The organism is Paenibacillus sp. JGP012 (genome assembly GCF_014203995.1).
GTDB lineage: Bacteria > Bacillota > Bacilli > Paenibacillales > Paenibacillaceae > Paenibacillus > Paenibacillus silvae.
The window spans coordinates 316,747-330,204 of sequence record NZ_JACHKG010000004.1 but is presented as its reverse complement, the minus strand read 5'-3'; the positions used below and the strand labels follow the sequence as shown (position 1 = coordinate 330,204).

Sequence of the window (13,458 nt, the reverse complement as noted above, 5' to 3'; positions counted from 1 at the left end):
TGTATATAATAGCATATTCTTTTTGCTGACTATTATACGTAAGGCTCTGCTACCCAATGTCCTTTGGAAACCTCAATTAATTGAGCATTCTCCAAGTTATATGGATCATTTACAGGACCGCCCGCAGCATTTTGAATCGGGCCAGATTGTTCTTCTGGCAGCAAAATACGGCGTTTATTTGCTTCCACTTCCGGGTCTGGTACCGGAATCGCAGAAAGCAATGTTTTGGTATACGGGTGAATCGGGTTGGAGTACAATTCTTCACTCTCTGCTAATTCCACTACTTTACCCATATACATAACGGCTACACGGTCACTGATATGTTTAACCATAGACAAGTCATGGGCAATGAAGAGATACGTCAAGCCAAGGCGCTGCTGCAGCTCCTCTAGCAATTTAACAACCTGTGCCTGAATGGATACGTCAAGCGCAGAAAGCGGTTCGTCACAGATGATAAATTTAGGGTCAACGGCAAGTGCACGCGCAATACCGATCCGTTGTCTCTGTCCACCAGAGAATTCATGCGGGTAACGCAATGCATGACTTGGATTCAAACCTACCAGATCAAGCAACTCTTCCACGCGTCTCTTACGTTCCTTAGAGCTTGTTGCCAAGCCATGAATATCAAGGGACTCCCCGATAATATCCATAACGTTAAAACGTGGATTAAGCGATGCGTACGGATCTTGGAAAATCATCTGCATATCTTTACGCATTTCCTTCATTTTGCGTGGGGACAGCTTGTAAATGTCCGTGCCATTGAAGTTCACATTTCCGCCCGTTGGCTCGTAAAGACGCAAAATGGTACGTCCAGTTGTAGATTTACCGCAACCTGACTCACCTACAACGCCAAGTGTTTCTCCTTCGAAAATATCGAAGCTTACATCATTAACGGCTTTAAGGATATTGCCTTTACCAAGGTTAAAGTATTGCTTCAAGTTTTTCACTTGTACCAAAGGTTTGTTGCTTCCTTTAACAATACCTGCTGGTGCCGGTTTTTCCTTTTTCGGCTCGTCCAGACGAGGAAGTGCATTCAGCAATTTAATTGTATATGGATGCTGCGGGTTGCTGAAGATTTCAGCCGTTGTTCCCGTTTCAACCACTTCGCCTTCCTTCATAACTACAACACGGTCACACATACCCGCAACGACACCAAGGTCATGCGTAATCAGCATAATGGAGGTGCCCAGCTTTTGCTGCATGTCTTTCATTACATCCAGAATTTGAGCCTGAATGGTAACGTCAAGCGCTGTAGTCGGCTCATCCGCGATCAGAAGAGAAGGACGGCAAGCAAGCGCAATTGCAATCATGGCACGCTGACGCATACCACCAGAGAATTGGTGCGGATAATGATTCATACGAATTGCAGCATTTTTGATACCTACAAGCTCCAGCATCTCAAGCGCAGCTTTGTCCGCTGCTTGTTTGGACATATTCTGGTGCTTACGTAATACTTCCGTAATCTGTTTACCCACTTTAATTGTAGGGTTCAGGGAAGTCATCGGATCCTGGAAGATCATACCGATATCTTTACCACGAATGGATTCCATCTCTTTATCTGTTTTCTTCAACAGATCTTGCCCGTGAAACGTAATATCTCCGCTCTTAACCTTTGAAGGCGGGGAGGGAATCAATTTCATGATGGTCTGGGCGGTAACACTCTTACCACTACCTGATTCACCTACGATTCCCAGCGTTTCTCCTTTGCCAATTTCAAAACTTACATTTTTAACGGCATCAAATTCACCCGAGCGCGTCGAGAACGATACACTCAAGTCTTTGACTGTTAAAATCGGCTCCATAATCCCACCTCCTGTTTCTATTTACGTAATTTCGGATCAAGTGCGTCACGCAATCCATCACCGAGCAAATTAAATGCAAGCATCGTAACAACCATCAGACCTGCCGGGAACCACATCCGCCATGGATAGAGTGTCCAGCCTGTAAGTGCGTCGTTAATCATCGATCCCAGGGAAGATCTTGGTGCAGACACACCCAAGCCGAGGAAGCTCAGGAAGGCCTCAGCAAAGATTGCATTTGGAATAGACAATGTCAGTGTAACGATAATCGGTCCGACTGCATTTGGCAGCAAGTGACGGAACAATTGACGTCCAGTGCTTGCCCCCATCGAACGTGCGGCAAGGATAAAGTCTCTATTTTTCAGCTGCATAATCTCACCACGTACAATCCAGGACATGCTGATCCAGCCTGTAATGGTAAGTGCAATAATAATTGTTGTAAGACTTGGCTCCAGAACAACCAGCAGCAGGATAACTACCAGCATGTATGGCAAAGAGTATAAAATTTCGGAAAACTTGTTCATGATACCATCGACGCGTCCACCATAATAACCCATGATTGCACCATAGATTACCCCGATCACAAGGTCAATCAACGCTGCAGCAAGACCTACTGTCAAGGATACCCGTGCTCCGACCCATGTTCTTACCCATACATCACGACCCAGGTCATCTGTACCAAACCAGTGCTCAGCACTTGGCGCACTGTTCGCATTAAGCAAATCATTAGAATAATAATTGTACTTTGTAAACAAAGAAGTTGGTCCAATCAAAGCAAAGAGTACAACGAGAACCAATACACCAAGACTGATCATCGCAGCTTTGTTGGTCGCCAATCTGTACATTGCGTCTCTAAAAAGGGATACACTTTCCTGCGGCTTCACTGCTGCCTGACTGTTCAGGTCAGTGTTCGCCGTTCCATTATTGTTATTATTCGTGCCAGACAACGTTATGCCCCCTTCCGGCTTTCCAGCTTAATTCTAGGATCAATCAATACGTAAGCGATATCTGTAAGGAAACGTGCCAACATCAGGAGAATACCATAGAAAATAGTGATCCCCATGATCATTGTATAGTCACGGTTTGTGATACTTTCAACAAACACTTTACCAATACCACCAATATTAAAGATCTGCTCAATAACAACAGAACCCGTAATAATGTTGGCTGTCATTGGACCTACATACGTAACAACAGGCAAAATACCGTTACGAACAACATGTTTGAACATGATTGCAGGCCATTTCAAACCTTTGGCTTTAGCTGTTTTGATGTAATCTGCATGTAAAACCTCCAGCATGCTTGAACGCGTCAAACGTGCAATAAAGGCAATTGGTGATGCCGACAAGGCAGCAACAGGAAGCACATAGTCTAGTGGTCCATCGAAGCCCATAACGTTAAACCAGCCCAGTTTAAATGCAAATACATATTGTAATAGGGACGCCAGCAAGAAGCTTGGTACAGCGATCCCGATAACAGCAAGAACCATGGTTACGTCATCAATCAGTTTGCGGTGATACACAGCTGCGAGCAGACCCAGCAGCACCCCAACAATGATTGAGATAATGATCGCAAATATACCCAGCTTCAATGAAGCAGTGAATGTTTCCGCAATCATGCCGGACACATCACGGTTCAGATACTTCATTGAAACTCCAAAGTCACCTTTGATGATTCCACCCATGTATTGCAGATATTGTTCATACATCGGCTTGTCCAATCCATATTTGGCTTCCAGAAGCGCACGGATTTCAGGTGATACTTTTTTCTCCGATGTAAAAGGGTCACCAGGAATGGCCTTCATCAGGAAGAAGGTCATTGAAGCGAGTATGAAAAGCGATAGCAGCATAAATAGCAGTTTTTTCAAAACGTACTTAACCAACCCTTGCACACCTCCACAAACAATATTTTGTATACAAATCGATTGTAGAATTAGACAGAGATAAAGTCCAATCCATTTATCGGAAATTTCAAGAATTATAAGGAAAAACAGTGCACATACAAAAAAATCGGGATATATATGGAATTCCACATATATATCCCGAAGTAATCATATTCGACTTCAGAACAACTTACTTCTCTTCCAAATATGCGCGAGTGAAGTCAATTGCTCCACTGAAATCAAGTTGTACACCTTTAAGGTAAGGCTTAGTCAAAGATACGTTAGTGTAGTAGTAGATCGGCAATACGCCCATTTCATCTTGAATCAGAACTTTCTCAGCGTCAGCAAATGCAGCCATACGTGCAGCTGGATCAGCTGTTTTTACAGTGTCTTTAACATCTTTGTCATACTGCTCGTTGCTGAATTTAGAGTCATTGTTTGTGTTGCCAGTAGTCCACATTTCCAAGAAGTTGTACGGATCGTTGTAGTCAGCAGACCAGCCCGCACGAGCGATTTGGAAGTTTTGGTTTTGACGGTTCTCAAGGAATACGCCCCACTCTTGGTTTTCTGTTTTCACGTCAACACCAAGGTTTTGTTTCCACATATCAGCGATTGCCAAAGCAATTTTCGCATGACCATCACTCGTGTTGTAGATCAAAGTAACAGCTGGAAGTGTAGTGTATCCTTCTTCTTTCATACCTTCTTCAAGCAACTTTTTAGCTTCAGTTACATCTTCTTTGAAGTAATCATCTTTGTGCTCATCGCGGAACTCGCCGTTTTCACCGCGGATACCTGGAGGTACAAAGCCGAATGCCGGAATTTGACCGCCTTGTGTTACTTTATCAACGATCAGTTGACGGTTGATGGACATTGCAAATGCTTTACGGATTTTAGCGTTGTTGAATGGTGCTTCATTTACGTTGAACTGGTAGTAGTAAGTACTTGCAATACCAGTGGCTTTAAACTCGTTTGGCAATTCAGCTTTTACAGATGGAATTTGGTCAGAAGGAATCTCACCGTTAGGTGCACCTGTGTAATCCAATTGTCCTGATTTGTAAGCTTGCAGCTCAGAAGCACTGCTGTTTGTCAGGGACATATCAATTTGAGTCAATTTAATATCAGAAGCTGCGTGGTATCCTTCATTTTTCTTCACAACAATTTTTTGACCTTTAGCGTATTGATCCATTACGAATGGTCCGTTAACGATCATGTTTTTGTAATCTGTGAAGAATTTGTCATTTGTGTCAGCAGACTTGTGTACTGGGTAGTATGTGTAGAATGCTGTCAGACCCAGGAAGTAAGGAGTTGGATTTTCCAACGTTACTTCAAGTGTGTGCTCGTCCGTAGCTTTCACACCCACTTGGGAGAAATCAGTGATTTTAGTCCCTTTGAAGTCCTTGTCTTTGCTCATGTTGAAACCTTCTGCACCCTTGATGTAGTACAATTGGTATGCATAAGGAGAAGCTGTTTCCGGTTTCAATGCACGTTCCCAAGAACGAACAAAATCCTCAGCTGTTACAGGATCACCATTGCTCCATTTAGCATCCGGGTTCAGGTTGAATACATATTTCAAACCATCTTCAGAGATAGTCCAGTCTTTAGCAACACCTGGAGCTTCTTTACCATCAGCACCAATGCGAACAAGACCTTCATACAAGAACTTCAGTACCGTGTTGGTTTGGCTGTCTTTTGCTTGAGCCGGGTCCAACGTAGGAGGTTCAGCTGACAAGTTGATTTTCAGAACCTGATCTTTGGCAAGACCCTTTTCTCCGCTTGCAGAACCGTTATCAGTTGTGGTACCTGTGCCTTCATTTTTCGATCCGCACGCTGCAAGTACGGTACCGAACGCCAAGATCAGCGTCAAAAGGACTAATAGACTTTTCCTTTTCATCTAACTTTTCCCCCTAAATTGATGTGGTTTATGTTTATAGATTATACAACCACCGGTCAAAAAAATCTACATTACTTTTTCAGAAAGTAATGTTTTTTTCAGTTTTCGACAAATTCGCCACAATATTTGGGCATTTCGCGTTATGTAACCTCACATTTGATTCATAATGTATCTAAATAATCCAAATAAAGTAAACAAAATATATCCAAAACTCATAATAACAAATGACATGCGCCATACGGCCCGAAACATTCTTCCCCCATCGACCTTCCCTTTTAGTCGATTTTGCGCACCTCCGATAAATCCAAGGGCAATTAGTATGAGTATTAACGTTAAATAAAATCCAAAATTCGAATCAAATGTTAAGTTGAATAACGCTGAAACAGAGAAAATAAGAAAAAATGTAGTGACGTCCATAGCTGTTCGAAGCGCAATGGACTTGTCTTTCTTCCAAACAATCATGCCCCAGTACACTAGAAGAAAAGGAAAAAAGGGCAATATGCTCAATACGATGAAAATTTCCATTAACTCACTCCTTCTGATGGCATGCCTTGGATCAGATGAAGCAGCGTTTCATGTGCAGCTACATTCAGATTAAACTGCTTCGCCATATTTACAATTGATCCATTAATCGATTCAACCTCTGTTGTGCGTTTATGCAGTACATCTGCAAGCATGGAGGATGTATTGGAAGCCGTGCTGCGGCACACGCCTATCACTTGTTCCCACAAGTCCTCATCCATTTGTACCCCCATAGCCTTATATACAGCCATTGCCTCATCATACAGCTGCCTCATCATATTTAATCGTTCCGTGCGTTGGAGCAGTTCACCGTTGGGGATTCTCCATATTGCCGTAAGCGGATTAATCACCGCGTTAATCAGCAGTTTTCTGAAGATCAGCTTATCGATTTCATTCGACACTGTACAGTCAAATCCTGCCTGCCGTATAACCTCAGCCAAAGTAAATATACTTTGTTCGCGCTCCATATCTCCACCTATCTTCATTGAAGTAACGCTCAAACCAAGATGTGTCTCTCCTTCTCCTGCCCGATGCACTTGGGATACTTCACGCTTTGCGCCCTCTGTTGTAATTGCACTGCATATTAAAGAATCTGGTAAAGCTGCATGAAGCCTGTCCAGATGTCCCATACCATTTTGAAAACAAGCTATCCTTACATGCTGCCTGTCTTTCAGCTCTTTGAGAGATTTCAGCTGCTCTATAAAATCATGCACATGGGTTTGCTTCACCGTAAGCAGCATCCAGTCTGACGGCGCTTCACGCCAAATCTCTGCCAGTTCCGATACAGGCTTAGCCTGAACAGCCTCTGGTTTGATATAGATATCTCCGCTTCTCTGCGTGATAACAATCCCGTTATGTTGAAGCTGCTCCGCCTGTTCTAAGGTTCTGGTCCAGAACCTTACACCGATGCCAGACTTCTGCAATTTGCCTCCAAATAAGAGACCTAACGATCCCGCTCCGACAACGTCTATATTCATATTACCATCCCCGCTTTCATGACCTCGAATCCTTCGGGCTTCCTGAATCCATTTTCCTTATTCTATACCTGGCTCAACCCTTCTCTTCTATAATAGAACAAAATGCACACACTAAAAACCCGTCATACCTGCCGTAATGTCACGGAGGTGTGGCGGGCTCATATTACAATGTTACATCCGAATCGAATCACACTACTCAATTCGTTCCAAATTTCCGTTAGCATCCATCTTAAATCTTGTTTTGATTTCCTCTTCTTCTTCCGATAAAAAGGCAAGCCTGCGTGCACGATCCATAATCTGGATTAATGCCTTGTAATCATCGTTGACAACACGATAATCCGTCTGAACCTCGTTGACCTCCTTGGAAAGCCGGTCATTTTCACAGCGAAGCTCAAGCAGCTCATCTTCCTTCTCACGAAGTTCCTTTTCCAGCATTTTAAGCTGGCGGCTGCTCTCCTGCACTGTGCCCTTCCACTGCCGCAGGAAGCGAATCACCGCATCGATGGAGAGAGACTCTTCAGACACACCCTCTGTCTTATAAATCCCCTCTTCAGCTTCCATTGCAGCCAGAGCAGCGACTTGTGGACCAAGCATAGCCGGCTGTTTTCTGAGATAGCTGCGCTTTTGTCTTTGCGCTTTGGCATTACTGATTGCTGATTCATACTTTTTACGTACACAGCTGTTCCAGCGAAATCCGCATGCGGCTGAAGTCCTTCCTATTTTCTCACCCACCTCTTCAAACGCGGCCAGCTGCGTGCTGCCTTCCCGAATATGACGCAATGTAACCTCTGCCAAAATCAAATCGTCCTCTGTACTCCAAGCATCCTGTCTCACTGCAGTCATGCTATAATACCCTCCTAACACCATCCTGAAATAACCGTCCGCATAACAGGTAAACCGTTATGTGAATTAGGTATAAAACTTGCTTTACTCATTCTTATGCCTCTCATAGAGTTCATAGAATTGATTTTCATACTAAAATGTATTTCCACATTCATGGCCCCGCATACGTAATTGATACAAATCCTCTTGCTTTTGAGTAGTTATGCCAAAAAAAGAATTCGCTTTCATACCCAAATTTGTTTACACCTTTTTCCTTTGTCGGTATAATGTTGTGTAGACAATCTATGAACGTACATATGAGAGGAGGATTTACCGTGGCACGCATGTTTCGGGTACTCGGGTTCTTCACGCTTGCGATTGGCCTGATGGCTTTTGCAGGAGACTTGGTCGAAATGGCCTTGCTTTTCTTCCTGCAGACTGCGTTTTTTGTCCTTTTGGGATACTTGAAGTTTACAGAACGCACATACATATTGCTCTTCTGGGGTTATATGATCGTGACGTTCACAGGGTTCAGCTATTGGACTGTATTTCAAATGGGGCTGCCGCTCTAATCCGCCAGCAGCATCAAAGCGATCCGGCTATGTCGGGTTGCTTTTTTGTTGTTTTCAGCTTACATATAAAGCTGTGGTGTTATGTAACCAGTAAGGATATTTTACGTATGGATTTCATATATTGTCTGGAAGAATAAATCAAGTCCGCAGGGAAAGGAGCATGCCTGGTGAAGCTTCGACATAACTTAGCAGCCATCATATTAACGATTGGATTATTCCTGCAGCCCACATCATCTTATATCTATGGAGAATCTACACCCGCAGATACACAAGCCATTTTACAAAAGACGTTATCTATTGTAGAAATCGATCATGAAATTGAGCGCATCGCTAAAAAGCAGGAGGAGCTGGCCGCACAGCATAAGACACTATCCGCACAGCTGCAGCAGCAGGAGCAGGAGATACATATCCAGCAGGACCGGGCAGGAGCCGTTGTGAGGTCCTATTATACGGGAGAGCGGGACAGTCTGCTTATGACGGTGCTTGGAGCCAAATCATTTAAAGATTTGTTTGTGCTGGTTGACTACTATCAGATTATTATTGGCAGAGATCAAGCCACGCTGGACAAGTACCAAGCCCGGTATAACAGCCTTCAGCAAACCTCCAATCAAATTCGGCAGACCTCTGTGGAACTGGCGGAGATGAAAACAAATCTTCAAAATCAGCGTACACGAGTAGCATCATTGCAAAATGAAGTCGATGAGCAAATAACCGCCAGCGGGGACGCGGCAGCTATTCAGAAATTAATGAACGAATTGACCTTGTACTGGGAAAATATCGGAATATACGAGGTGAAACGTTACTTCAAGGCACTGGCATCCGCGATGCAGAATCTTCCTGATTTTATTCAGAAGCAGAACGGGGCCATCTCCACCACAGGAACAACGTATACGATTCGCATTGGTCAAGACGAGTTAAATACATTTCTGCGCTCGCAAAATGAAATCTTCAACGATTTTGCTTTTACCTTTGAACAGGACAAAATTACAGCGTCAGGCCAACGTGACCAACTGCAGCTAAGCATTGAAGGGCATTATACAGTTGAAAACGAGCCGCAAAACGCCATTCGTTTTCATGTAGATAAGCTGGTGTTCAATCAACTTGAACTGCCAGACACAACACGCAGCATGCTGGAGAGAGAATTCGATCTCGGTTTTTACCCGCAAAAAATTCTTTCCTTTGTCAAAGCAACCGATGTTTCTACAGACAAAGGTATTCTGGAAGTGAAATTAGCGATTTCGTTCTAGGGAGTAACCGTATTTCTGATGCTGTTCACATATTGGGCTGCACTTATTTCTCCTTGAAGCACCTGCCTCACCTGTTTCTGAAAACGAACAAGCATGTTTTTACGTTCAGCCAGCCGGATCGGATTGTCGTCTTTCGAGAACCAGAACGGTTCCAGCAGCCTGTTATAACGCGACTGTACCTGTGAAGCTTGCTGATTCTGCTCTTGCTGCCTGGCGGATAAACGCTTTGTCTGGACATACCATTTATTCTGAGTCGCCGCAGACGTCATTCCCTCAATCCAGCGGCTTGCCGCATCTGTCTCTACAGAACCAGCTGTAATGACCAGGGTTCTGGATTTTACCGCCTGAAGCGGTTCCAAGGAAATGGACGCACGAACTGTTGCTCCATCCTGTGCCGATTCGTCTGCGTAAAACATTCGGGACAATGTCGTCACAAACATCGGCGTTTTCACGTTATAATTCGAAGAAGAAACCACCGGAACAGCAGCCATCGTTTTAATGTATGGCTGCAAGTCACTCAGCAATTTGACTCCACGTTGAAGCTCACCCGCAGGGGATACAGACTGTGATCGGAGCACTTGATCCGGACTCATTCCAGGCGGCAAGTAGCTCATCCATACATTTGCTCCTTCAATATCTTCCATGCCCAGCGAGATCAAAGCCGTGCCCTCCGCCTGTGCTTCCTGAATCAGTTTGGACCACTGCTCTTTATTGTTAGGGAACGCTTGCAGCCCGGCTTTATTCAAAAATGTTGTTCTGGCCCCCATTACATATGGATCAAAATCAAAAGGCAGCCCCCATTGATACCCGTTCCACTCTGTTATGGCGCGAAGTTCAGCTACCGTTTCTCCTATAGATTTAGACAGCTGCGTTCCGTTTAACGGAAGCAAATACCCCTTTTTGGCGTATAGCTGTACCTGATCATTTTCGAGCAGAATAACATCTCCGTTCTCCCCCAAAGAAAACTCCTGATCAAGCACATCATTATATTCTCCAGGCTCCACATTCCGAAGTTTTATTTCAACATAACGAGCAGCCCCCACTTCTTCGGCCAGCTTCTCAAAAACAGCAAATTCCTCTTTGGACATCGATACCGTTACATTCAAAGGTGCTCTTGTATCATCAGCTCGGGATAAAGTGCCCGGATATGTATCGTTCTCTTGATTTCGTTCCTGATTATGCTGCGAACCTCTAAAATCAAAGCTAGGGGAAAGGATCGTTAGCGAGAGCAGCAGCACTGCAAATAAAACTACTTGATGTCTACGCTTCATTCACTCTCCTCCTTAGATCATTTCTGTTTCTTTGATATTTTCCCGCAACAACCATTGTAACAAATATATAGTGCTGTTGTCCTATCCTGCCAAAAAACACTTTTCATCTCTTTTGCATATTACGAGCATATCCAGTTCTGTATAACAACTCGCTTTTCTTTTTTTAGCAAAAAAAGCCGACTGCTAGAGTCGGCTTTCTTCAAAACATTTTCCGGGAAATAAATCTAGGAGACATAGGTTTAAACGTTTTATTACAACAAATCTGCCGCAAGCTGAGCCAGCTTGGAACGTTCTCCTTTTTCGAGCATAATGTGTCCGCTGATGCCCTCTTGTTTAAAACGCTCCACGATATACGTTAAGCCATTACTTGCAGAGTCCAGGTAAGGATGGTCAATCTGTTCAGGATCACCCATCAGAATAATTTTACTTCCTTCCCCTACCCGAGATACGATCGTTTTCACTTCATGACGCGACAGATTCTGAGCCTCATCAATGATGATGAACTGACCAGGAATCGATCTGCCGCGAATATAAGTGAGTGCTTCTACCTGAATGCTACCAAGACCCATCAGAATTTTGTCGATATCTCCAGCCTTCTTGGTATCAAACAAAAACTCAAGGTTATCGTAAATAGGCTGCATCCATGGACGAAGCTTTTCTTCCTTCTCTCCTGGCAGATAGCCGATATCTTTACCCATTGGTACGACCGGCCGTGCAATCAGCAGCTTTTTATATTTGTGATCATCCTCCACCTTCAGCAGTCCTGCCGCCAGCGCTAACAGCGTTTTACCTGTGCCTGCTTTTCCAGTAATAGTCACCAGCGGAATATCATCATTCAGCAGAAGCTCCAGTGCCATCCGCTGCTGTGCATTACGTGCGCTTATCCCCCACACATTATCATTGCTGAGAAACAGCGGTTCCAGCTTGGTGCCTTCCGTATTCACTTTAAGCAAAGCGGATTTGTTCGTACCCATCTCATCCTTCAGAATCACAAACTCATTCGGATAGAGCGAGTAGGAGAGCTGCAATGGCTTGATCGGCAAGAAACGATATGTGTAAAACTCATCAATCACGGACGGATGAACCTTCAGTGCGGTATATCCCGGGTACATCTCACTAAGTCCTGCCGTACGATCCGATAAGTAATCTTGTGTGAACAATCCAAGTACGTCCGCTTTGATTCGTACCAGAACATCTTTGCTGACAAGAACAACTTGACGCTCCACCACTTCTTTTTCGTTTTCTTCAATCTGATAATTCAGCGCGACGGCCAAGATTCGATTGTCATTGGACACTTCCCCAAACATCTCCTGAACCTTCACAAAGCTGCGGTGATTCAGTTCAACTTTCAGATTGCCTCCATTCGCAAGAGGTACACCGCTGTGCAGATGACCGAGTTCTCTAAGTCCATCCAGCAGTCTGGACACATTGCGGGCGTTCCGGCCGATCTCATCGGCATTTCTTTTTTTGGAGTCAATCTCCTCCAGTACTACCGCGGGAATGATTACCTCATGTTCTTCAAAGGCAAAAATGGCATTGGGGTCATGCAGAAGCACATTGGTATCCAATACAAAAATCTTTTTCATTCAATCCCCTCCAAAGCGGCGTCGTTAAATGCATGGGCTGGAACGTGTTCTCGGGAATGATGATTGGCTCTATGAGCCGTCCGTTTCCCTTCATTCCCGAGTTCATCTTGGTCGTGTGATCTTCAGCAGCGGCATGGACAATCATGCTCCCATACATAAATGTATTCGACTAGGGCAAAATAATTGTCAACCATTCTGAAAAACTACAAGAAAGGATTGAACATTTATGAAAATGGGGATATGCACACTGCTTCTGATCTTTATATTGACAGGCTGTAACTCTTCTTCACGCAATGCCTCACAAGAACTGCACGAGATGCATCCGAGAAGCTACGGAGGAAACATAACCACACAGCAGGAAGATCAAATGAATCCTTCACGGCTGGATCGTTTAAACGAAAATACCGGTGAAGCCCCTAACCTTAACACTGCCGACGAAACAGAGACAGGCCGTATGTCAAATCAAAAAAGAGTAAGTCATCTCAAAGCACTAGCCAAACAAGTTGAAGGTGTGAAAGATGCCAATTGTGTAATCCTTGGCAACACAGCTGTTGTTGGCATTGATGTAGATGGTGATCTGGAACGCGCTCATGTCGGTACGATTAAATATTCCGTTGCCGAAGCGCTCCGCAAGGATCCGGAAGGTGTGGACTCCATCGTAACTGCCGATGCTGATGTGACCGAGCGTATCAAAGAGATTGGCGAACATATTCGCAAGGGACATCCGATCTCCGGTTTTGCTTCAGAGCTGGCTGATATGGTTGGACGCATCATTCCACAGCTTCCGAAAGATGTCAAAGTTCGTCAAAATCCGGATGAACCCGCCCAGGATCAGTATATGCAGCAGCACACCTCTGAAAAAAGACAACAAAAAGCCCAGTGATCTCTC

At 44.3% G+C, this 13,458-nt stretch carries 12 protein-coding genes; 3 read left to right on the top strand and 9 right to left on the bottom strand.

Annotation, left to right across the window (positions count from 1 at the left end):
• Window positions 1-32 precede the first annotated feature (32 nt).
• The 7 genes from HNR77_RS30615 to HNR77_RS07960 form a co-directional block, all read right to left on the bottom strand.
• Window positions 33-1,802: an ABC transporter ATP-binding protein gene (locus HNR77_RS30615; RefSeq protein ID WP_184182328.1), complete on the bottom strand. Its 1,770-nt coding sequence runs from the start codon at window positions 1,800-1,802 to the stop codon at window positions 33-35.
• Between the two features lie 17 nt (window positions 1,803-1,819).
• Entirely contained in the window at window positions 1,820-2,701 is an 882-nt protein-coding gene (locus HNR77_RS07985) for an ABC transporter permease (protein ID WP_373288430.1), read from the bottom strand.
• A gap of 47 nt (window positions 2,702-2,748) precedes the next feature.
• The gene (locus tag HNR77_RS07980; protein WP_145404090.1) at window positions 2,749-3,681 is read right to left on the bottom strand and encodes an ABC transporter permease; all 933 of its coding nucleotides are present in this window, start codon (window positions 3,679-3,681) and stop codon (window positions 2,749-2,751) included.
• A gap of 190 nt (window positions 3,682-3,871) precedes the next feature.
• On the bottom strand, window positions 3,872-5,572 hold the full coding sequence (locus tag HNR77_RS07975; protein WP_184182326.1) for a peptide ABC transporter substrate-binding protein: 1,701 nt from the start codon (window positions 5,570-5,572) through the stop codon (window positions 3,872-3,874).
• A 150-nt stretch (window positions 5,573-5,722) separates the two neighbouring features.
• Window positions 5,723-6,097 (bottom strand): DUF3397 domain-containing protein, encoded by a 375-nt coding sequence (locus HNR77_RS07970; RefSeq protein ID WP_110898521.1) that lies wholly within the window; start codon window positions 6,095-6,097, stop codon window positions 5,723-5,725.
• The gene (locus HNR77_RS07965) at window positions 6,097-7,071 is read right to left on the bottom strand and encodes a ketopantoate reductase family protein (RefSeq protein WP_184182324.1); all 975 of its coding nucleotides are present in this window, start codon (window positions 7,069-7,071) and stop codon (window positions 6,097-6,099) included. The genes HNR77_RS07970 and HNR77_RS07965 overlap by 1 nt, the downstream gene beginning before the upstream one ends.
• A gap of 192 nt (window positions 7,072-7,263) precedes the next feature.
• Entirely contained in the window at window positions 7,264-7,914 is a 651-nt protein-coding gene (locus HNR77_RS07960; protein ID WP_184182322.1) for an RsfA family transcriptional regulator, read from the bottom strand.
• A 314-nt stretch (window positions 7,915-8,228) separates the two neighbouring features.
• Here HNR77_RS07960 and HNR77_RS07955 point away from each other — a divergent pair, with 314 nt between their 5' ends.
• Together HNR77_RS07955 and HNR77_RS07950 are read left to right on the top strand one after the other, a co-directional pair.
• Entirely contained in the window at window positions 8,229-8,465 is a 237-nt protein-coding gene (locus HNR77_RS07955) for a DUF2626 domain-containing protein (protein ID WP_090923772.1), read from the top strand.
• A gap of 167 nt (window positions 8,466-8,632) precedes the next feature.
• Window positions 8,633-9,712: a hypothetical protein gene (locus tag HNR77_RS07950; RefSeq protein ID WP_184182320.1), complete on the top strand. Its 1,080-nt coding sequence runs from the start codon at window positions 8,633-8,635 to the stop codon at window positions 9,710-9,712.
• Here the strand turns inward: HNR77_RS07950 and HNR77_RS07945 are convergent.
• Window positions 9,709-10,983, bottom strand: a complete 1,275-nt coding sequence (locus HNR77_RS07945; RefSeq protein ID WP_184182319.1) for an extracellular solute-binding protein — start codon at window positions 10,981-10,983, stop codon at window positions 9,709-9,711. The two genes, HNR77_RS07950 and HNR77_RS07945, sit on opposite strands and share 4 nt — an antisense overlap.
• Before the next feature lie 251 nt (window positions 10,984-11,234).
• Entirely contained in the window at window positions 11,235-12,569 is a 1,335-nt protein-coding gene (locus HNR77_RS07940) for a PhoH family protein (RefSeq protein WP_184182318.1), read from the bottom strand.
• A 226-nt stretch (window positions 12,570-12,795) separates the two neighbouring features.
• Here HNR77_RS07940 and HNR77_RS07935 point away from each other — a divergent pair, with 226 nt between their 5' ends.
• Window positions 12,796-13,452, top strand: coding sequence for a YhcN/YlaJ family sporulation lipoprotein (locus HNR77_RS07935; RefSeq protein ID WP_184182317.1), 657 nt, complete (start codon window positions 12,796-12,798; stop codon window positions 13,450-13,452).
• Window positions 13,453-13,458: the final 6 nt, after the last annotated feature.

What these genes read in the sequence shown, in the direction of transcription:
- HNR77_RS07965 (WP_184182324.1), bottom strand. Translation starts at nt 7,071, where the DNA reads ATGAATATAGACGTTGTCGGAGCGGGATCGTTAGGTCTCTTATTTGGA.
- HNR77_RS07970 (WP_110898521.1), bottom strand. Translation starts at nt 6,097, where the DNA reads ATGGAAATTTTCATCGTATTGAGCATATTGCCCTTTTTTCCTTTTCTT.
- HNR77_RS07945 (WP_184182319.1), bottom strand. Translation starts at nt 10,983, where the DNA reads ATGAAGCGTAGACATCAAGTAGTTTTATTTGCAGTGCTGCTGCTCTCG.
- HNR77_RS07940 (WP_184182318.1), bottom strand. Translation starts at nt 12,569, where the DNA reads ATGAAAAAGATTTTTGTATTGGATACCAATGTGCTTCTGCATGACCCC.
- HNR77_RS07975 (WP_184182326.1), bottom strand. Translation starts at nt 5,572, where the DNA reads ATGAAAAGGAAAAGTCTATTAGTCCTTTTGACGCTGATCTTGGCGTTC.
- HNR77_RS07935 (WP_184182317.1), top strand. Translation starts at nt 12,796, where the DNA reads ATGAAAATGGGGATATGCACACTGCTTCTGATCTTTATATTGACAGGC.
- HNR77_RS30615 (WP_184182328.1), bottom strand. Translation starts at nt 1,802, where the DNA reads ATGGAGCCGATTTTAACAGTCAAAGACTTGAGTGTATCGTTCTCGACG.
- HNR77_RS07960 (WP_184182322.1), bottom strand. Translation starts at nt 7,914, where the DNA reads ATGACTGCAGTGAGACAGGATGCTTGGAGTACAGAGGACGATTTGATT.